Below are 19,702 nucleotides of genomic sequence, written 5' to 3'. Positions count from 1 at the left end.
CTGGTCGGGAAGGGCCGAAGCCTCGTAGCCTGTGATGGGCAACATGCCTCTCATCCGCTTCCGTTTCATGGGACTTGATTTCCACCTGATCGCCAATTTCGCGGCACTGGCCCTGATCACTCTGGCCGGCCCCGCTGTCATCTTCATTCTGTTCTACCGCCGCGGTGCACTCTGAAGTTTGCTGAGCCCGTGATACACCGGATCTCTGCAGACCAGACGTCCGGTGTAGGCCGCTAACACTGAAGCAAGAACAACACCTGCAAAGAGTTGCTGATCTCCGGCAAGTCGCCAGGAGAACACGATCGAAACAAGCGGCAACTGGGTGGCGCCTGAGAGGCCTGCAGCCAGCCCTAGTCCAATTCCCAGCTGTGAGCTGACTCCGACCACTGCACAAATCGTGTAGCCGAGAACGGCGCCGAATGTCAGAGATGGATCGATCAGACCACCGGGAACACCAGGGCTGAGCGCCAGCATCGGCCCAACGACTCTCACGAGCGTGATCCAGACGCTGGTGAGGCCCGAGGTCAGGTGCTGATCATTACCCAGCGCATTAGGCATTCCCTCTTCGATCAGCTGTTTTACCAGTGCCTCGCCATCGGAGGTGGAGGTCCCCCAGCTCAGCAGTGCGAGGGCTGTGAGTCCCCCGCCCAGACACAGACCTGTTTGCAGCGGTCTGCTTCTGACGACAGGTGCAAGACGACGGGTGAGCCACACCAATCCCCTGTTGAACAGACCCCCGACGAATCCACAAACGATTCCAATCGGGAAGGCCATCATCAGCTGTTCTGATTCCGGTGATGCAATGTTGAGGACGCCGAGGCCAAACATCGGCTCTCCTCCGAAGTTGGAGAAACCTGCAGCAGCGACACTGATCACCAGCGCCGGCCAGATCGTCACAATCGAGTAGTCGGCGGTGAGCTCCTCAAGCATGAATACCGCACCGAGCAAAGGTGTGTTGAACCCTCCGGCCAGGCCGGCTCCACCACCGATGGCAACAATCTGTCGTTCGTTGAGTGAAGGGAGCCACTCGCGGAAACGACGGTGGCAGCCGCGCGCCACTGCTGCACCGAACTGAACGACTGGACCTTCTCTGCCAAGAGGGAACATCGCCATGGTCGCGATGGACCAGAGCACACCCCGCTGAACGGTTGCTGACGCTGCCATCGCCTTCGGAAGTTGGCTTGGGTCCTGCAGCCCGTTCATTGTTGATGGAATCCCTGAGCCGGCACCCGCATGCCACGGGCCTCGCTGCAGAAACAGCAGGGTCGGCATCACCACCAGCGGCATGAACGCGACCATGAGGCCGTTCAGGGTCCAGTCTTCTGTGGTGGTGGTTGGCAAAAGGGCGTAAAGCTGAGCCTGAATCCGATCAACAAGGTTCAGAGGCAGACAGGCCAGACCGATCAACACACCGACCAGAACGAGGCCGATGAAATGTCGGGCAATCCCCTTGAGACGCCCCTGAGACGGAAGCGTTCCCGGAATCAGAACTGATTCATGGCGGCTGTCACGACTCATGGGCGTAATCCGAGGCCCACACACGCCTCCTGCAGCAAGGCCGCAACGTAGGGGTGCGATGCACGACTGTCGTCGCTCTCCAGCACACCCTCATGATTGACATGGCTCAGCAGAGATTCTCCGTCAGCATTGATCAACTCAAGGCTTTCGCGATCAACGCGCTGCACGCGGTAGCTGCCGTTCGACCGGTGCAGCTCCATCGTCTCTAGGTGGGGGCGAAGAGATTTGATGTCGAGCTGAAAGCGCGTTTCACCGCGCCAGTGATTCTGAGTGACCGTGTAGGTCGCATCGATCCGCTGACTGAGGGCAGCATTTTCTGGCCAACGCCAGACGATCGCCTGGCGTTCAACACCGTTTTGCTCGAGCTTGAGTCTCAGATGCCCCCCGCGCAGAAGCTGTCGATCAATGATTCGGCAACCCCTCGACCAGAAAAGTGGTTTCGGATGACCAGCCCCGAACGGTTCGAGTTTCTGGAGGGACTGCCAGAACGCATGATCAATCTGATCAAGCTCCAGCAGCGCTTCAGGTTGCACCAGCAGATCCAGACCTCTTGACTCCAGCCAACGGGACGCGAGAAGGTTGAGCGCCTGATGAAGTGCACTGACCGCAGTGATCTGAACTGTGAACCCACCAGCTGCGGGATGGCCGCCATAGCGATCCAGCAGCTCGCTGCAGTCCTGCAGGGCGCGATCAACGGCGAAACCTTCAGGTGCGCGAACTGATGCACGCATCGTTCCTTCGCCATCGCTGGCGAGCAGAGCTGCCGGACGTTGGTAACGCTCAACAAGACGGGCGGCCACGATGCCGATCACACCGTGGTGCCAGTGCCCCTGTGCCAGGAGAAGAAAAGGGGGCAGTGGGGAGGGATCGCTTTCAAGCAATGCAACTGCTTCCGCCTCAATCGCATCGCAGAGCTCACGGCGCTGGCGATTGAGCGAATCGCATCGACGCCCGAGTTCAAAGGCATGAGCGTGATCATCAGCCGTAAGCAGATCAACCACCAGCGAAGGTTCACCGATGCGACCCACAGCGTTGATTCTTGGTGCGAGCTGAAACCCGATGTCATCGGCTCGAAGGGGGCGATCTCCAAGACCGGCAAGTTGCTGAAGAGCCTTAACACCCGGACATCTGCTGCGATGCAGATGGCTGAGGCCTTCCCGGAGCAGAGTTCGATTGGCACCGGTCAGTGGGGCCATGTCGGCCACAGTGCCGATGCAGAACAGATCCCTCGCTGTGGTGATCGAGTCTGGTTTGTTCAACTCTGCGGCCAGTGCCCTGGCGAGCACGTAAGCCAGTCCAACCCCGGCCAGTGAGTCATAGGGGGAGTTCTCCGGTGTGGTCGCAGGGTGAATCAGAGCAAGGGCTTTCGGTCGGCTGTCAGGAAGAGTGTGGTGATCGGTGAGGATCACTTCAACACCGAGTTCGCTCGCCTTTTCGAGAGCTTCATGGGCAGCGACTCCGTTGTCGACTGTCACCAGAAGACGCACACCTTCGGCATGAAGCTGCTCAACCATGCCGGGGTTGAGACCGTAACCGTCGTCCATGCGGCTGGGGATTGCTGCCTGGGGACAGGCGCCCATGGCCTCAAAGGCTCGCATCAACAGGGCGGTGCTAGTCATGCCATCAGCGTCGTAATCCCCGCAGATCGCCACAGCCTCCTTGTTGCGACAGGCCTTTTTCAATCTCTTCAGTGCTGCACCCAGCTCAGGAAAATGTTGATCTGCAGCTGGCAGTGGTTGCTCACTGATCAACAACTCCACCTGTTCTGGATCCTTGAATCCTCGCCGGAAAAGCATCGCCTTCAAGGGCAGCGGAAGATCAACGCAGGCCAGCGGATCACCCTCGATCGGTTGTGGAAGTCGCCATTGCTGAACCGGCGCGCCCAACACAATGCCCAAGCCAACGAATGGCTGCATTGTGCGCCCTCATCGCTTCAAAAGCGATCGGTCAGGCTGGTGCCATGTCGGTGACCCTTCATGACACGTTTGCAGGCTGTTTTCTGGGATGTTGATGGAACCCTGGCTGACACCGAGCTGAACGGTCACCGGCCTGCCTTCAACAGAGCTTTCCAGGATTGCGGTCTCAGCTGGCACTGGGATGAGCAGACCTATTGCGAATTGCTGAGCATTCCAGGGGGCAAACAGCGTGTGCTCAGCTATGCGAAACGGCAGGAAATGGTTGTTGATCCCGCGCTTCTGGAGCGGATACGGCAGTCGAAGCAGCAGCATTATCTCAACTTCGTGTCGTCTGGAGCCGTGAGCTTGCGCCCCGGTGTGAAACGACTACTCATGGAACTTGCAAGGGCTGATGTTCAGCAGTGGATCGTCACCAGCAGTGGAGAATCTTCTGTGAAGTCTCTGCTGCAGTCTTTCCAGGCCGACCTGCAAGGGATTTTTCGGGGAATGGTGACGTCCGATGCAGTGAACAGACACAAGCCTTTCCCTGATCCCTACACCCTGGCGCTGCATCGAAGCGGAGCTGATCCCGAGGCCGTTGTCGTTTGCGAAGACTCCATGCCAGGTCTTCAGTCAGCGCTCGCTGCCGGTCTTCGCTGCCTTTTGACACCATCACCCTGGGATCGTGAACTTGAACATTGCCGACATCAAGCCCATGCGGTGGTGGATCATCTCGGAGAAGCTGATCAGCCCACGGTGATTTTGGCCGGTCCCCCTTGTGCTCAGCGTCGGATCACGCTGGAGTACTTGCAATTGCTGCTCTCGGTTCCCTTGCGATGACGCTTCAGGTCACCCGCTATGAGCAGTTGCAGCGCCGGATCGGACGGCACATGAATCAGGCGCTTGTCGGCCCCTGGCGGCGACGCAGCGTCGGCGTTCTCGCTTTGTTGTTCGGCTTCATCATCGGCAGCAACGTCACCATGATCTGGTTTCAGAAATCGGGTCAGAACCGGCCTGTGGCAGTGCTGATCATGGTGATCATTCTTGAGCTGATCGTGCGACTCCGCAGCAGGGTTCGTTCAGGACCCTGGCCGATTTCCTGGCTCGCCATCGACAATCTGCGCATCGGCACGGTGTATGCCGTGGTGCTTGAGGCTTTCAAGCTTGGATCCTGACTGCCGCAGCCAAGCGATTTCCGACCGGATACCCAAGGGAACGCTCCACTTGCTGGAGCATCTCGGTTGGAGTTGCTTCGATGACTGGTGGACTCGATGGGCGGGCGTCGGCGGTCTCGATCTCGCCAGAAATCAGTGGGTCATACCGGTCAGCGATAAGTGGATCGCCTTTGTGGCGCTTCCGCTGCTGAGCCGCGTTGAAGTGGCTTTGAAGAGCGATCAGCAGGTCGTTCTCGGCATCAGCGCCCTGCCCGGCTGCGGAAAATCAACCCTTTGCAGCTGGGTCAAGTCCGCATCGGAACAGCTGGGCTGGCCGGTGGAGCATCTTTCGCTTGATGATTACTACTGGCCTTCGCAGCAACTTGAAGACAGCATGCGCGGCAATCCATGGTCTGTTCCAAGGGCACTCCCAGGAAGTCATGACATCGATGAGCTGCTGCGATCATTCCTGCGCTGGAAAGACGATGGCCGGCTCACAGCTCCCCGCTTCGACAAATCACTGCGTGATGGACGGGGTGACCGGAACGGAACCAGCGACTCAAATCCGAACGTTGTGTTGCTGGAGGGCTGGTTTCTCGGATCAACACCACGACCCTCGATTGAAACTGAGCTTCTTGATGATCTTTCGGATGAGGAGCTCAGGTGGCGATCCAGGAGCATCTCTCAGCTGCGTGACTATCAGAGCGTCTGGTCACTCCTCGACGATCTCTGGCACCTGCGCGCTCTGCAGAGCGAACAATCCACCCAATGGAAGCAGCAACAGCTGACCACTCTCGAGCAGCGGAGTGGAGTCGGCTACAACAAACGCGATCTTGCAGACTTCAACCGCATGGTGCTGGCTGCGATTCCTCCGAGCTGGTTGCACCAGTTGGAGGAAAGCACTGTGGTGATGGATCTCGCGGAATCACGCAATGTCCGTGAGGTCCATGTCATGAGCTCTCAGCTCTCAGCCTCGTCGTCTTCAGCAACGGGATAGACGAAACCCTGCGCCCGACCACTCAGCACGGACTTGCCGATTGAAAGCGCACGCTGAGCTGCGATTGCAGCCTTTCCCTTCCAGACAGCATGTCGCTGGTTTCGCTTGCTTTTCGAGGTTTTCTTTTTCGGGACGGCCATCGCGGGCGTATCACTGCCAAACAGCCATGATCCACTTTTAAGAGGCCACTCGTCAAATCGCTAGTCTCTGTGCAACGCATCAGCGGTGTGAGTTCAGAGCAGACGACCCAGTCAGAACCGGGAGCTCCAGCGCCCAAGTCAAAGCCTGAGGACCAGTCGGGAAACCCGTTTGCCCTGTTCCGGAAACAGCCAGAAGTCAGTTACAGCACCTTGCTAAAGGAGATTTCGTCCGGATCCGTCAAGGAATTGGTGCTGGTTCCGGGTCGCCGTCAGGTGATTGTGACTTACTCGAATGGGCGCGAAATCACCGTTCCCGTGCTGGCCAATGATCAGCAGATCCTGAGAGTCGCCGAAGCTTCAGGGACTCCTCTGAATGTGAAGGATGTCCGCCAGGAGCAAGCCCTGGCCGGACTCGCAGGCAATCTCGTTCTGGTTGTTCTGATCGTTGTCGGCCTCTCGTTGCTGCTGCGCCGGTCGGCACAGGCCGCCAACAAGGCGATGGGCTTCGGACGCAGTCAGGCCAGAACCAGTCCCCAGGAGGAGATCACGGTCCGGTTCGAGGACGTTGCCGGAATCGGTGAAGCCAAGGAAGAGCTGCAGGAGGTGGTGACTTTCCTGAAACAGCCTGAGACCTTCATCAAATTAGGTGCACGGATTCCTCGCGGTGTTCTGCTGGTCGGGCCCCCTGGAACAGGCAAAACGCTCCTCGCCAAGGCGATTGCCGGTGAAGCAGGAGTTCCATTCTTTTCGATTGCAGCTTCGGAATTCGTTGAATTGTTTGTCGGGGTTGGCGCCAGCAGGGTCAGAGATCTGTTCCGAAAGGCCAAAGACAAGTCCCCGTGCATTGTTTTCATCGATGAGATCGATGCCGTCGGCAGGCAGCGAGGTGCCGGTATCGGCGGTGGCAATGACGAACGTGAACAAACCCTGAATCAGTTGCTCACTGAAATGGATGGTTTCGCCGACAACTCCGGTGTGATCCTCCTGGCTGCAACGAATCGCCCTGATGTCCTGGACACCGCCCTGATGCGTCCAGGTCGATTTGATCGACGCATTCAGGTCGGCCTGCCTGATCGTCGCGGGAGGGAATCCATTCTTTCCGTGCATGCCAGAACGCGGCCCCTCGCTGAGGAGGTGTCTCTTGCTGAATGGGCAAGCAGAACCCCTGGATTTTCAGGGGCGGATCTGGCGAACCTTCTCAATGAGGCAGCCATTCTCACGGCTCGTCACCAGGAGGCTTGCCTCGGCAACAGGGAGCTGGAGGAGGCTCTGGAACGGATCACCATGGGTCTGACCGCCGCACCACTCCAGGACTGCGCAAAAAAGCGGCTGATCGCTTACCACGAGATTGGCCATGCGCTGGTGGCTGCACTCACCCCCCATGCCGATCCTGTTGACAAGGTCACGCTTCTGCCTCGCAGCGGTGGCGTGGGAGGTTTCACCCGTTTCTTCCCCGACGAGGAAATCATCGACTCAGGACTTGTGACACGTGCCTATTTGAGAGCCCGTCTGGTGATGGCTCTGGGTGGACGTGCAGCTGAGATGGTCGTGTTCGGCGACTCCGAGGTCACGCAGGGAGCCAGTGGTGATCTCCAGATGGTCTCGCAGCTGGCGCGCGAGATGGTGACGCGTTTCGGATTTTCCGATCTTGGTCCCGTTGCCCTGGAGGGACAGGATCAGGAGGTCTTTCTGGGTCGAGATCTGGTCAACACAAGGCAGTCCTACGCCGAAAGCACCGGTCGTGAAATCGATCGGCGCGTCAGGGCCCTGGCACGAGAGGCACTGCAGCAGGCCATCGATCTCCTGAAGCCCAGGCGACAGCTCATGGACCGACTGGTCGAGGCGTTGATCGAGGAGGAAACCCTTCAGTCAGATCGATTCCATGCCCTGGCTGGGATCGACCTTCCCTCCAGGAGCTCTAGCCTGAATCAGTTGCCGGCCGGGGCTTGAGCCTGCTCAAACGGGGCCTACCACCCATCTTCCGTCCATCCGCAGCCTGGGTGCTGCTGCTGCTTCCTGGCTTCTGGTTGTTTGCCAGGCTCCAGGTTGAGTGGTCGTGGTTCGCCCAGTTCGGACATCAGGGGATCTACGCACAACGACTTGGATTTCAGTTCCTCGGTGCAGCAGTGGCAGGCATGCTCGTGCTGGTCAGCACCTGGTGGAGACAACAGTGGATGCGGGCGTATGTACCGACACCGAGCGGTGAATTCCCCGCTTTGCGTGGCGGTGTCTATTCACTGGCGCTGCTGGCCTGCCTCACGATCCTTCTCGGAGTTCTCGGAATCACGACACGGCTGGCATGGCTGGCATGGAAACAGCCGTTTCTGCTTGCCCACTGGTGGAGTGTTCCCTTTCAGCCGGAATGGGGCGTTCTGATCATCAGCGTTCTTCTGATCCTGCTGATCACACACGGGCTTGGTCGTCGACGGCGCATCAATCTGGCCTTTCTGTACGGGAGCCTCTGTCTCTGTGGAGTGGCAGGACGCAGCTGGGCAGTCTGGGCACTGGCGCTCACGATTCCTGACTCGGGAACAACCGATCCTCTGCTGGGTGCTGATCTCAGTTTCGGTCTCGGTCGCTTTTCCGCACTGGCTCTCGCTCTTGAGCTCGTGCTGCTTCTCATTCTCTTGACGCTGAGCACATCGGCGTGGAGTCGATTGACCCGCTCGCCCTGTCTGACTGACTGGGGATTTCCCGGCTGGAACGCTCAGGAACGAACCCTGCTGCGTCCAGTGCTGGCCATCCTTCTGTTAGTTCTTGCAGCACTGACCTGGTTAGTGAGACATCAACTGCTCTGGACTCAGAGTGGTCTTGTTGCCGGAGCCGGCTGGCTTGACGTTCATCTGAGGCTGCCACTGCGTCAGTGGATCTCTCTTCTTCTGGTGCTGATGGCAGGATCCTGTCTGCCGTTGCCGTTCGTTTCGATCCGTCGGCGTCGACAACTGCGCACAGTGATGTTCACTGTTGCGGTGATTGCCGTTCTGGCGGAGCTTCTGCTGGCTCCGGTCGTTCAGTGGATGATGGTCCGCCCCCGAGAACTGCAGCTGGAAACTCCATACATCAGCCGCTCAATCACAGCGACGCGGAGTGCCTACCAACTGGATTCCATTGAGGTCAAGGGCATCACAACAACCCGTGAGATCACAGAGAACGATCTGATCAAAGGTGCCAGCACACTTCAGAACATCAGGCTTTGGGACAGTCAGCCAATGCTGGCCTCCAACCGACAGTTGCAGCAGCTGAGGGTTTATTACCAGTTCGCGAATGCTTCCGTTGACCGTTACCCGCTGGATGCGGAAAGCGATGAAAACCAACAGGTGATCATCGCGGCACGCGAACTGGACCAGGCTGCCCTGCCAAAACGATCACGAACCTGGCAGAACCGCCACTTTGTTTTCACCCATGGATTCGGTTTCACACTCAATCCGGTCAACACACGTGAACCTGATGGTCTACCGGCTTATTTCATCAGCGATCTTGGTCAGTCCACACGGGTTGAAGGTAATAAATCACTGGGAATCACCAAGGCTGATGTTGAACGTGAAGTTCCAATAGGACGGGCAGCTTTATATTTCGGTGCATTACCTTCACCCTACGCAGTCGCACCGACCAAGATCGAAGAATTTGATTACCCGGAGGGTGATGACAATACCTATAATCATTATTCAGGATCAGCAGGTGTTTCACTTGAATATCTCTGGCAGAGAATCACAGCAGCCACATATCTCTCAGATCCACGTTTTCTGAATACCGGCGCTCTCACCAAGAAATCAAAACTTCTTCTGCGCAGAGATGTTAAAGAGAGAGTGCAGACGCTGGCGCCATTTCTCACCCTGATGGGTGATCCTTATCTGGTTTCTGTGCCTATGGATGATGCCCCAAGTGGCTATCAACAGGGGCAACATCAGTATTGGATTGTCGAGGGCTTTACCACGTCAAGGACAGTTCCCTATGCAGCAACATTGCCTGATGGACGCCCGCTCCGATATGTCCGCAATTCGGTGAAGGCGATTGTTGATGCCTACAACGGCAAGGTGCATCTCTATATCAATGAATCAGAGGATCCAATCATTCAGGCATGGTCCTCTGTTTTTCCATCACTCTTCGAAGAACTGGAGGCAATGCCACCCAGTTTGAGACGTCATCTGATGGTTCCGCAGGCACAATTTGAATTACAGGTTCAGCAATTACTTCGTTATCACGTCACCAATCCTCGAATCTTTTACAGCGGTGACGATGTCTGGCAGGTCCCGATGGAACTGTACGGACAAAAGCAGATTCCTGTTGCTCCTTATCACATCACTGCTCAGGTCAAGCCAAGTCAGACGTCTGAATTCCTGTTGCTTCAGCCCCTCACGCCATTGGCACGCCCCAATCTCTCGGCATGGCTGGCAGCGCGCAGTGATGGTGAACATTACGGAGAGCTCATCCTGCTTCGCTTCCCCAGTGATGTTCCGATTTTCGGCCCTGAACAGGTTCAGGCACTGATCAATCAAAACCCTGAAATCAGCCAGCAATTCACGTTGTGGAATCGGGCAGGTTCACAGGTCGTGCAGGGAAATTTGCTTGTTGTGCCCGTCGGCGACTCGCTTCTCTACGTTGAACCGATCTATTTGAAAGCACAGCAGGGTGGACTCCCCACACTTGCGAGAATCGTGGTCAGTGATGGACGTCGGGTCGCAATGGCAGCGGAACTGGATGACGCACTCAAGGCACTGCTGGCCAGACGTCAACAGGAAAGCAGCGGAACGCCATAAAAAAAGGGTCCGCTTTGGCGGACCCTTACTGTCTGAGCAGGCAACAGATTCAGTTGATCGCCGCGAAGAATTCCTTGCTGCCCACAGGGTCTGGCTTCATGGTCTTTTCACCCGGTGTCCAGTTTGCAGGACAGACTTCATCGGGATTGGACTGCACATACTGGAAAGCCTGAAGCACACGCAGCGTTTCATCAACATTGCGTCCCACAGGGAGATTATTGATGGTGGAGTGCATGATCACCCCTTCAGGATCAATAATGAACAATCCGCGCAGTGCAACACCCTCGGCGTCGTCGAGAACGTTGTATGCGGAGGAGATCTCTTTTTTGAGATCAGCAACGAGTGGGTAGTTGATATCACCGAGACCACCCTGGTTGCGAGGGCTCTGGATCCAAGCGAGGTGGCTGAACTGACTGTCGACTGACACACCTAACACTTCAGTGTTCTTGCTTGAGAAGTCTGCATAACGATCGCTGAATGCAGTGATCTCAGTGGGACAAACGAAAGTGAAATCGAGAGGATAGAAGAACAGCACCACGTATTTGCCGCGGTACTGCGAGAGAGTGATTTCCTTGAACTCCTGATCAACCACTGCAGTTGCAGTGAAATCGGGGGCCTGTTGGCCCACGCGCAGCGAAGACATGATGGTGGTGCGAGGATTGGCAAGGAAGTGAACAGGCCTAGGTCGTAGTCGTTCCGACTTCCAGTTGCTGGGCTCAAGTTATCACGTCTGCCCCAAAGACTGCGGCACGACTGAGTTGCTGAGCTTGAAAGGCGCTCACTTATCATCAGCCAATGATTCATTCATCAATGAGCTGGGATCCAGCGCTTCTCAGAAAATTCAGCAGCACCGGCCACTTCCGCTTGCTCAATCAGGTACGCAGTGAGCTTTGCAGCCAGCCATTGGAGCGGGATCCAAAAACCAGGGCTCTGTTGCTCAAAGCTCGTCCACACCGAGGACAACCAGTCAGGCAGCAGCGTCGTCCCAACGCGATTCCAGAAGGCCAAGTCTCTCTCGGAGATGATGTGGGATCAGCACAGGCTTCTCCGAAATCCTTCCGAGAACGACTGAACGCGATCGAAATGCGCTAGCTCAATCAGACATCTCAAGATGTATGATGGGCACTGGCCTTCGGGCCTTTCGTCAGAGTAGCTCAGCTGGTTAGAGCACAGGATTCATAACCCTGAGGTCGAGAGTTCAAGTCTCTCCTCTGACATTATTTATTGAAATAAATCAAAAAATATTGATTAATAGCACCAAAAAAAATGTCATCGTAAACGATGATCATTTTGAGCACTGAAAACTGGATTATTGAAGTTCAGCTGAGTTTCGCAGGCAGCATTGCCATCGGATCCAATGCAGCACCACCGGGATGACGAATTTCGAAGTGAAGATGGGGGCCGGTGCTGCGTCCGGTGCTCCCCATCAAAGAAATGCGCGCACCCTGGGGAACCAACTGTCCTTTCTTGACCAGCAATCGGCTGTTATGGGCGTAGCGAGTGGATGATCCATCAGCATGACTGATTTCAACGAGATAACCGTACCCGCTGCTCCAACCTGCGTAGGCCACCAGGCCGTCCTTGGCGGCAAAGATCGGAGTGCCGACATTGTTGGCGATGTCGATTCCTTTGTGCATTCGTCCCCAGCGCCATCCATAGCCGGACGTGAACACACCTTTGGTCGGCCAGATAAAGGATTGCGGAGCTCCTAGCCGGTTGTTTCCCGAGAAACCGGGAAGATCAGGCCAGCTTGCCCCACCGGAACGCAGAGGACGAACACCGAGCAAAGGACGAGCCTTCGCCACGCGGATCTTGCTGCCTGCAACAAGCATTCGCGAAACCTGGATCCCAGGGTTGAAATCCTTCAGCTGTTGAAGTGTGATTCCATGATCCTTGATCAAGGAAGTCAACGACTGACCAGGCTTGATTTCCACCACATCCTTGGGAACTGGTGGTGAACTCAGTGGTGCGGATGAGCGAATGGATTCACCCACAAAGCGGGATGACTCAATCACATCATCACGACTTGTCTCGGGCAGAACAAGCCAGGAACCAGACTTGAGAACTGTTGAAGCTGACTTTTCATTCAGCTTTGACAATTCATTCAGAGAAAGATCAAGCTCTCTGGACACCATGCTGAGATCGCTGTCAGCAGCGAGTTCAACCCAGAGCAATTTTGATGTATTGGGAAGGGCAGCAAAAAGCTGCTGCGGGCTGTAGTGGTCGGTATCTGCAAACCCCGAAAGCTGTGAAACCGCAAACAGCGCAGTGCTGGAAGTTATCGCGGTGACAGCTAAAAAGAGGGGCTTCATTCAGGGATGCTTAAGGATCAGTCCCGAAGAAGCCGCCACAGCCCGGGAACCGGCTGAAAGTAGCGAGCGGAACACATCGACGCAAGGGCCCTGGTGGCAGATCTGCGATCACCACAACTGAAGCTGCAGTCCGGCGTGATGACTGACGATTGCGCAGGCAACAGACAGATTCAGGCTCCGCACACCACCCTGGCCATCGTCCGCCGCGCTGCAAGGCATGGGGATCGTGAGGATCTGATCGCACTGCTGCCTGATCGAATCAGGTAATCCGATGTCCTCGCGACCGAACAGCAGAACGTCTCCCTGCAGAAAACGAGTCGTCTGCAGGGATTGACCTCCGCGGCGACTGCATCCGATCAGACGGAAGGGGGTCGGAAGACAGTTCAGAAAATGATCGAAGTCATGATGAACGGAAAGATCAACGTGGGGCCAGTAATCCAGACCGGCGCGACGCAGGTGACGGTCATCAATCGAGAACCCGAGTGGCTCGATGAGCGCCAGAGGAAGCCCGAATGCAGCACATGTCCGTGCGATGTTGCCGGTGTTCGGGGGGATCCTCGGTTCGAACAGAGCAACCCTCAGGGGAGTTGAGACCAGTGTCATCAGTCGGGCACAGAACAGCCGAGAGCATGGAGATCCAGAGCTCGGCCCTGAACGACCAGCCAGCTTCTTGATGCGATCGTCTCAAGCTGTTGGGCAAGTTGGCCCTGACGATCACGGAACAGACCGCCGATCTCAGTTGCCGGGACCACCCCCCAGCCGGTTTCTTCAATGACAATCACAACAGGCTGCGACCGGCTCTGAAGGCATGTGATCAGTTCCTCCTGAAGTTTGATCCAGGCCTCCGGAGATGCGTCCAGATTCCAGGCGGTGAAAGCGCCAAGTGCATCGATGAGAACAGTGTGATTGCTGGGAATGGTGTTCAGCGCATCGACAAGATCAGCTCCACTCTCAATCACTGTCCAGTCAGTTGAGCGGCGATCACGATGAAGACGTATCCGTTCCTGCCATGCAGGATCGTCCGGACGTGGATCGGAGGTGGCGACATAACTCACAGGGTTGCATCGTCCAACAAGGTGTTCAGCCCAGCGGCTCTTGCCACCACGGCTGGGGCCAGTGACAAGAACCAGCCCCTGCAGAAGCTGATGATCAACCACCTCCGTTCATGCCGCGCAATGTGGCGACAGAGGAGGGACTGACGCGGTTGAGGTAACGGAAAATCCAGTATTTAAAGATGGTCGCAAGGATCACTGGGAACGTCGCGATGAACAGAAGAATGAAATTCTCGCGGGCTGGAAAACCGAAGTGATTGGCGATTCCGTCCAGCAGGACGGTCCAACCCTCAGGACTGTGGAAACCAACGAAAATGTCAGTAAACAGAATGATTGCGAAAGCCTTCGCTGAATCGCTCAGGCCATAAACAGCCTCATCGAAGAAGCCTCGAAGCACTCGCAGCTCTTCACGACTGAACAAACAAACCACAACAAAAGCGAGCGTTGCAGCAAGATCGGCCAGCACGTTTTTCACGGCATGGGTGCTTTCTGAATCCGCCTCTTCCTTGAGTTCCTCGGCTTTGGCGGAAAGCTTCTGCTGAAGCTCCTCCTGGGTGGGAATCGAATCACCACGAAGCAGGGCATCGAATTCAATCTCAGCCTTGTAAACCCTCAGTTTTTCAACGGCACGCTCCTCAAGTTGAGGCTTGGGGTAGCTCAGAAACGGAAGCTCTGGCGCAAAGTGATCAACGGCGGGGCTGATGATGTAAGTGCGGCTGACCTGTTGAACCAACAGGGGCACAAGAATCAGCAGCAACAACACTTTGAGGGAGATAAGTGTTGAATCCCGGCGGCGACGGAATCCCGCCACAAGTGTTGCTTCCGCCGCAGGGTTGAGCTGACGGCGCAGCGTGTCGAAAATCCCGAGCAGCGAGCGTGGCAGGGGGTCAGGAGCTCGGCTGATCGTTGGTGCCGATGCTGCACGTCTTGGGCTGTACCGGCTGACTACACCTTCGATCAGCTGAAGTTGTCTGAGCTCCTGCGTGTCGAACTGGGCTCGCTGGTATTCGAGCTTGTCGAGCGACGAGCGGCAGACGTTGATGGCGGCTCGGAATTTGCGCAGAACAGTGGCCTGAACAGTGGCCGGAACAGAGAGTTCCAGATCAGGACGAATGGGACGGTCGCCGTAATATTCGAGCTCAAGACTCTGAATCAGAAGCGCGGCTTCGTAACCACGATCCAGTTCTGCATTCACATTCAGCGACTTGCTTCTGCCAAAGGTCCCAAGCCAGTTACGTCCTGCCATCGTGTCATCAGCTGGAGAAGATCCACCAGGTAGCCATAGGAACTATGGTGCCGACCACAAGAAGAACGACAACCCATGTGAAGGCGTTGCTGTTCTCCGTCTCCTCCGCAGTCGGAATATTGGTCGGATTGGTCGTCCGTTCGAGTTGAACAGGAGGACCGGAATCCTCACCACCGTTGAGAACCGTTTCAAGACGGGTCAGGCCATCGAGAGTGGCCTGTCGAAAGCGATCGCCATCACGCAGGGGTTGGCTCATCGTTGTCCGCCCTGTGCTGCGCAGCAAGGACTCTGGTAGTTGCTCTAGCAGCTGCTCAGAGGCAACAACTGTCGCCTGCTTGCTCTGTGTTTCCTCGAGAAATATCAACAGAGGACGATCGATGCGGCTGGAATCATGTCCCCAATGATCGAGAAGATCCTCTCCAAATTCGTTGAGACTCAATCCATAGTCAAGTCGTCGCAACGTCACCAAACGTGCATCGACATGAAACTGATCCAGCTCCTGCAGTCGTGTGCTGATCTCATTACGGCTGGCTCTGCTCAACACATCGGCCGAATCGAGAACGGTCTCATCAGGAAGTGATTGCGGAAAATCCTGGGCGGAGACCGCGACAGCGGCAGGCACGATGAGCAGAAGACAGAAAACAGCGGACAGAGTCCCAGCGATGAGGTGGTGCAGACGCTTCATGGTCAGGCGCTTGGTCGTGCCAGTCTGCCTTCAGCCCGAAAGGCAGTCTCGATGGAGGGCAGTGATCGCCTCCATCACCAGCACAGCCCGACCTTCCGGAAGAGTCAGACGCTCACAGAGTTGCTTCAAGAAACGCGATTCAGCGTCTGACACCTCCCTGTCGGCATGAGTGAGCTGCACCGCCACAGCCAGAGCCGTTTCCTGCTGAACGGGTGTAAGGGCCGGCAGGGCCTCGTTGACCAGCTGATCCACACCCTGCTCACGCAGAGTGACCAGAAGACGGTCGAACAGCGATCCCATCTCCTGTTCAGTGCGGTCTCGATAAGGAGAGCGGAATTCAAGCGATCGTCGAAGTGCGTGTGCCTCCTCGCGACCAAGGCTTCCGTCGCAGGCCACAGCAGCGAGTGCGATGGAGGCAAATGCTTCCGCGTCGGTCATGACCACTGGTCAGTGCTGCCCCATTTGAGCAAGAGTGAACCCTTCTGACCGCATCACACACCTGACCATGCCAGGCTCCGCGCGTCTATGCCTGATCTCCGGCCTGATTGTGCTGGGTCTGGCTGTCTTCAATGCGTTAACAGCTGAAGCGTTCACACCAGCTCTGCAGAGGGCGGAGGTGTTGTCTGGAATGGCGGCAGTGGGACTGATGCTCGTGGCGGTGCTCTGGACACGGGCCATGCCGCGCAGTCCCAAGGCTGTGGAGCTTGAAGGAGAGCAGGGTCTCGTGATCGCCGAGGAGCTGTCCTTGAGTCTGCGCACTGAGCTTGCCTGGGGAAGCCACCAGTTTCTGACGGCGACATCAGCCGCTTCGATTCTTGTGCATTGGGATGACGAGGTTCTGCTTCGCCGAGGCCTGATCACGCAGGAGTTGTTCTGCCCTGGCGAGATCTGTCGACGCAGTACCGAACGTCAGTCGCTGGTTTCACTGGTCAGGACCGCTCTCTATCCCGGACGGCAGGAATTTGATGCGGTTCTCCCAGGACTGCCGGCGGTGATGGTGCAACCGCTTGGGCAGCGAGGCTGGATTGTTCTCGGCGGCTGGTCAGAACGCTGCTTCACCCGGTCCGATGAACGCTGGCTGGCGGGATGGGCAGAAAGGCTCAGAACTCAACTGGAGCTGATGTCCGCGGTCGCAGACTCGGATCAGCAGAACCATCCGAAGGAAATCTGACCTGGGATTGCACCTTCCCCCCAGGTGCGGTGAAAGTGATTTTGCCTTGCTCGCCAACCTTTCCTTCCAGCGTGCTGGCACGGGTCAATTGATCGTTTGCATCGCGCCTCAATCGCACGTTTCCTTCGGCAAGCACGTTTTCAGTGGTCCAGTTCCATCGGCAGGTCTCGGCCTCAAGCGATTCTCCCGGCTGTTGAATCCGGCAATCTCCGTTGACGACAACGGTGGATTTCTTGAGTTGAGCCTTGAACGCTCTGCCGAGAATCGTGGTGCGGTCGAGCTCCGCTTCGAATGGCTGCTCAGTGCGCACGATCTGTGTTCTGAAATTCCAGGTGGTGTCCTGGGCTCTGAGAACGCCGTTCTGTCTTGGCATGCGCACGATGACCGGAGCCATCACCATCAGATCACCGACACGTGTGTTGCCCTTGAGTCTGTTGCCCTGAAGCTGCTCAAGCACGGTCCCCTCCTGGTCGCGTCGTTGCGCCAGAACAGGACCCTCGGCATTCAGCACTCCGGAATCCAGATTCCAGCGGGCCATCCCGCTCCTGAGCGTCGAGTCTGGCCTTGATGGATCAGCATCGTCCGACCAACGCTCAAGCTGAACCACACCCTTCAGGGTCAGGTCATTGGTTTTCTGCTGCAGCTCCGCTGTGCTGGCACTGATCCGTGAGTCCTTGTCGCTGGCCCTTGGTCGCTGCTCAATCAGTAACAGACCTTCTTCTGGACGCCAGCGCAGACGATCTCCCTGTATCAGAAGCCTGGACCCGTTGAGCTGCTGGAGCCTGACATCGCCTTCCAGAAGAATCTGTTCTCCGTCGTTGATCACAAGAGCAAGATCCGACTGCACCCTGAAGGAGGGCTTGCCCTTTCTGTAGAGCACACCCACCGGCAGGCGTGCACGGACGAGTCGTCGACTCAGCTCATAACGCGCTTCAGGACTGATGAGACTCCAGTCGATCAGTCCCTGCTTGTTTTTCTGCTCAAGTTTCAGTGATCGGAAGACAAACGGGGGCGACTGAACTGTTGAAGAGGGTCGCTCGCTGGCGCAGCCGACCAGAGCAACAAAGGCGATGAGCAGACCACCCGTCTGGCGACATGTTGAATGCATCAGGGCCATCAGAGCGGTGCGTCCAGTTCGAGTCGCTGCATGACAGGTTCCGGTTTGGGGAGAGCCGACCCCGGATCAAGCAGTCCCCAGGTCAGATGGTTGTTCCACGACGTTGAAACAGCACTGAGACCCAGCTGGCGGAGAATGCGTTCACTGAGATCGGGCACGAGCGGTTGCAAAAGAATGCCCACAATCCGCGAGCACTCCAGCACGGCATAGAGATCTTCACCAACCTGCACTTCCTGGCCCGGTTGCTTCATCTGACTCCAAGGGGCCTTGTCATTGAGAAATCCGTTGGTGTCGATCGCCAGCTGCAACACCGCTTCCGCAGCCTTCTGGAAGTTGAGATGCGGCATGAACTCGCGCACCTGCTGAATGGTCTGTTCGGCCCTGCTGCGAAGCACATGCTCACGCCGAACACTGTCGTTCACAGGCGGCAAACCGTTGTCAAACCACTTTCTGGACATGGATGAGGTGCGATTGAGGAGATTCCCGATCGTGTTGGCGAGATCGTTGTTGACCAGATCCACAAACCGCTGCTGCTGGAAATCACCGTCATCACCGAACTGAATGTCACGCAGCAGATACCAGCGCACTGCATCTGTTCCGCAACGTTCAAGCAAGAGCTCAGGGTCGAGCACATTGCCGAGGGATTTCCCCATCTTCTGGCCTTCACGGGTCAGGAATCCATGGCCGAAGACGCTTTTGGGGAGCGGCAAACCGGCTGACATCAACATCGCCGGCCAATAAACAGCATGAAAGCGCAGGATGTCCTTGCCGATCACATGCACGCTCACCGGCCATCCCGCACTGCTCAGTCGGTCAAGGTCAACGGGGCCCCCGTCGTCAAGCAGCGCTGTCAGGTAGCCGAGCAGTGCATCAAACCAGACGTAAAAGGTGTGGCCAGGGTGGCCGGGCACTGGAAGACCGTGAGAGACGTTCACTCTGGAGATCGAGAAATCGCGCAGACCACCTGCCACGAAGTTCTCGACTTCTTTGCGACGATTTGCCGGAGCGATGAATCCAGGCGCGGAGATCAGTGACTCGATCTGATGCTGAAACTTTGAGAGACAGAAGAACAGATTCTCCTCATCCCGCCACTCAAGAGGTTTCAGATGGGTTGGACAGCAGGGTGACTTGGAATCGGCAGGTTCATCCTTGAACTCCTCGCAGTCGACGCAGTACCAACCCTCCTGATGACCGGTTCTGATGTGACCTGCGGCTTCACAGCGATGGAAAAACTCCTGTACCAGAGGCAGGTGACGTTCGCTGGTTGTTCGAACAAATCGGTCGTTGCTGATCTCCCAGCGTGACCAGAGATCAACATATTCACGGCTGATCAGATCACAGTGCTCCTGAGGACTGATCTTGCGGGCCTCTGCAGTGCGCTGGATCTTCTGACCGTGCTCATCCACGCCTGTGACAAACAGAACCTGCTGACCTTCAAGACGCTGAAAGCGGGCCAGTGCGTCACAGGCAATGGTCGTGTATGTGCTGCCGAGGTGAGGCTTGGCATTGACGTAGTAGAGCGGGGTTGTGAGGCTGTAGGTCATCGCTTCGGCGCTCTCCTTTGGCCCCTGGCTCTGGGGCAGGATCTTAACGACCCTCTTTGCGTGCCCCTTTCTCTGCTGATCTGGCCACAGGCGGCGGGCAAGCGCGAGCTCAGG

20 protein-coding genes and 1 tRNA gene are annotated in these 19,702 nt (G+C 56.7%); 9 read left to right on the top strand and 12 right to left on the bottom strand.

What is annotated here, in order from left to right:
- The first annotated feature begins 43 nt into the window (after nt 1-43).
- The gene (gene psb30 / locus SIB56_RS04070) at nt 44-175 is read left to right on the top strand and encodes a photosystem II reaction center protein Ycf12/Psb30 (RefSeq protein ID WP_413325674.1); all 132 of its coding nucleotides are present in this window, start codon (nt 44-46) and stop codon (nt 173-175) included.
- On the opposite strand, the gene SIB56_RS04065 is transcribed toward psb30, so the two are convergent.
- Both SIB56_RS04065 and recJ read right to left on the bottom strand, forming a co-directional pair.
- On the bottom strand, nt 154-1,518 hold the full coding sequence (locus SIB56_RS04065) for a chloride channel protein (protein ID WP_413325672.1): 1,365 nt from the start codon (nt 1,516-1,518) through the stop codon (nt 154-156). The two genes, psb30 and SIB56_RS04065, sit on opposite strands and share 22 nt — an antisense overlap.
- Entirely contained in the window at nt 1,515-3,434 is a 1,920-nt protein-coding gene (recJ, locus tag SIB56_RS04060) for a single-stranded-DNA-specific exonuclease RecJ (protein WP_413325670.1), read from the bottom strand. Before recJ ends, SIB56_RS04065 begins: the two co-directional genes overlap by 4 nt.
- 60 nt (nt 3,435-3,494) lie before the next feature.
- Between recJ and SIB56_RS04055 the strand changes: the two genes are divergently transcribed.
- From SIB56_RS04055 to SIB56_RS04045, 3 genes are read left to right on the top strand one after another with little or no spacing between them, the layout of a single operon-like run.
- Complete coding sequence (locus SIB56_RS04055; protein ID WP_413325668.1) at nt 3,495-4,253, top strand: HAD-IA family hydrolase; 759 nt, start codon at nt 3,495-3,497, stop codon at nt 4,251-4,253.
- Nucleotides 4,250-4,588 carry a DUF565 domain-containing protein gene (locus SIB56_RS04050; protein ID WP_413325666.1) on the top strand — a complete coding sequence of 113 codons (339 nt, stop codon included), beginning with the start codon at nt 4,250-4,252 and terminating at the stop codon, nt 4,586-4,588. The genes SIB56_RS04055 and SIB56_RS04050 overlap by 4 nt, the downstream gene beginning before the upstream one ends.
- Before the next feature lie 49 nt (nt 4,589-4,637).
- Nucleotides 4,638-5,564 carry a kinase gene (locus tag SIB56_RS04045; RefSeq protein ID WP_413325663.1) on the top strand — a complete coding sequence of 309 codons (927 nt, stop codon included), beginning with the start codon at nt 4,638-4,640 and terminating at the stop codon, nt 5,562-5,564.
- On the opposite strand, the gene rpmF is transcribed toward SIB56_RS04045, so the two are convergent.
- Nucleotides 5,528-5,704 carry a 50S ribosomal protein L32 gene (gene rpmF / locus SIB56_RS04040; protein ID WP_413325661.1) on the bottom strand — a complete coding sequence of 59 codons (177 nt, stop codon included), beginning with the start codon at nt 5,702-5,704 and terminating at the stop codon, nt 5,528-5,530. The two genes, SIB56_RS04045 and rpmF, sit on opposite strands and share 37 nt — an antisense overlap.
- A gap of 174 nt (nt 5,705-5,878) precedes the next feature.
- Here rpmF and ftsH point away from each other — a divergent pair, with 174 nt between their 5' ends.
- Together ftsH and SIB56_RS04030 are read left to right on the top strand one after the other, a co-directional pair.
- Nucleotides 5,879-7,654: an ATP-dependent zinc metalloprotease FtsH gene (gene ftsH, locus SIB56_RS04035; protein WP_413327099.1), complete on the top strand. Its 1,776-nt coding sequence runs from the start codon at nt 5,879-5,881 to the stop codon at nt 7,652-7,654.
- On the top strand, nt 7,651-10,461 hold the full coding sequence (locus SIB56_RS04030) for a UPF0182 family protein (RefSeq protein WP_413325657.1): 2,811 nt from the start codon (nt 7,651-7,653) through the stop codon (nt 10,459-10,461). The genes ftsH and SIB56_RS04030 overlap by 4 nt, the downstream gene beginning before the upstream one ends.
- 49 nt (nt 10,462-10,510) lie before the next feature.
- Here SIB56_RS04030 and SIB56_RS04025 read toward each other — a convergent pair whose 3' ends face one another.
- A complete protein-coding gene (locus SIB56_RS04025; protein ID WP_413325655.1) occupies nt 10,511-11,104 on the bottom strand; it encodes a peroxiredoxin in 594 nt (197 codons plus the stop codon).
- A gap of 152 nt (nt 11,105-11,256) precedes the next feature.
- Between SIB56_RS04025 and SIB56_RS04020 the strand changes: the two genes are divergently transcribed.
- Both SIB56_RS04020 and SIB56_RS04015 read left to right on the top strand, forming a co-directional pair.
- Nucleotides 11,257-11,553: a hypothetical protein gene (locus SIB56_RS04020; protein WP_413325653.1), complete on the top strand. Its 297-nt coding sequence runs from the start codon at nt 11,257-11,259 to the stop codon at nt 11,551-11,553.
- A gap of 51 nt (nt 11,554-11,604) precedes the next feature.
- Nucleotides 11,605-11,678: transfer RNA gene (locus tag SIB56_RS04015), tRNA-Met, on the top strand.
- A 102-nt stretch (nt 11,679-11,780) separates the two neighbouring features.
- Here SIB56_RS04015 and SIB56_RS04010 read toward each other — a convergent pair.
- The 6 genes from SIB56_RS04010 to SIB56_RS03985 form a co-directional block, all read right to left on the bottom strand.
- On the bottom strand, nt 11,781-12,773 hold the full coding sequence (locus SIB56_RS04010; RefSeq protein ID WP_413325652.1) for a peptidoglycan DD-metalloendopeptidase family protein: 993 nt from the start codon (nt 12,771-12,773) through the stop codon (nt 11,781-11,783).
- Nucleotides 12,774-12,881: 108 nt separating this feature from the next.
- Complete coding sequence (locus tag SIB56_RS04005; protein WP_413325650.1) at nt 12,882-13,376, bottom strand: tRNA (cytidine(34)-2'-O)-methyltransferase; 495 nt, start codon at nt 13,374-13,376, stop codon at nt 12,882-12,884.
- A complete protein-coding gene (locus SIB56_RS04000; RefSeq protein ID WP_413325647.1) occupies nt 13,376-13,930 on the bottom strand; it encodes a bifunctional adenosylcobinamide kinase/adenosylcobinamide-phosphate guanylyltransferase in 555 nt (184 codons plus the stop codon). Before SIB56_RS04000 ends, SIB56_RS04005 begins: the two co-directional genes overlap by 1 nt.
- The gene (gene pxcA / locus SIB56_RS03995; protein WP_413325645.1) at nt 13,923-15,071 is read right to left on the bottom strand and encodes a proton extrusion protein PcxA; all 1,149 of its coding nucleotides are present in this window, start codon (nt 15,069-15,071) and stop codon (nt 13,923-13,925) included. The genes SIB56_RS04000 and pxcA overlap by 8 nt, the downstream gene beginning before the upstream one ends.
- 7 nt (nt 15,072-15,078) lie before the next feature.
- Nucleotides 15,079-15,756, bottom strand: coding sequence for a photosystem II repair protein Psb32 (gene psb32, locus SIB56_RS03990; protein ID WP_413325642.1), 678 nt, complete (start codon nt 15,754-15,756; stop codon nt 15,079-15,081).
- 30 nt (nt 15,757-15,786) lie between these two features.
- Nucleotides 15,787-16,194, bottom strand: coding sequence for a tellurite resistance TerB family protein (locus SIB56_RS03985; RefSeq protein WP_413325640.1), 408 nt, complete (start codon nt 16,192-16,194; stop codon nt 15,787-15,789).
- Between the two features lie 67 nt (nt 16,195-16,261).
- Between SIB56_RS03985 and SIB56_RS03980 the strand changes: the two genes are divergently transcribed.
- A complete protein-coding gene (locus SIB56_RS03980; RefSeq protein WP_413325638.1) occupies nt 16,262-16,927 on the top strand; it encodes a cofactor assembly of complex C subunit B in 666 nt (221 codons plus the stop codon).
- On the opposite strand, the gene lptC is transcribed toward SIB56_RS03980, so the two are convergent.
- Together lptC and metG are read right to left on the bottom strand one after the other, a co-directional pair.
- Complete coding sequence (gene lptC / locus SIB56_RS03975) at nt 16,857-18,044, bottom strand: LPS export ABC transporter periplasmic protein LptC (RefSeq protein WP_413325636.1); 1,188 nt, start codon at nt 18,042-18,044, stop codon at nt 16,857-16,859. The genes SIB56_RS03980 and lptC overlap by 71 nt on opposite strands.
- The gene (gene metG, locus SIB56_RS03970) at nt 18,044-19,588 is read right to left on the bottom strand and encodes a methionine--tRNA ligase (protein WP_413325634.1); all 1,545 of its coding nucleotides are present in this window, start codon (nt 19,586-19,588) and stop codon (nt 18,044-18,046) included. Before metG ends, lptC begins: the two co-directional genes overlap by 1 nt.
- Nucleotides 19,589-19,702 lie beyond the last annotated feature (114 nt).

Source organism: Synechococcus sp. MIT S9503, assembly GCF_047304175.1.
Classification (GTDB): Bacteria; Cyanobacteriota; Cyanobacteriia; order PCC-6307; family Cyanobiaceae; genus Synechococcus_C.
The sequence above is the reverse complement of the archived record's forward strand: the minus strand, read 5'-3'. Positions and strand labels throughout refer to the sequence as shown.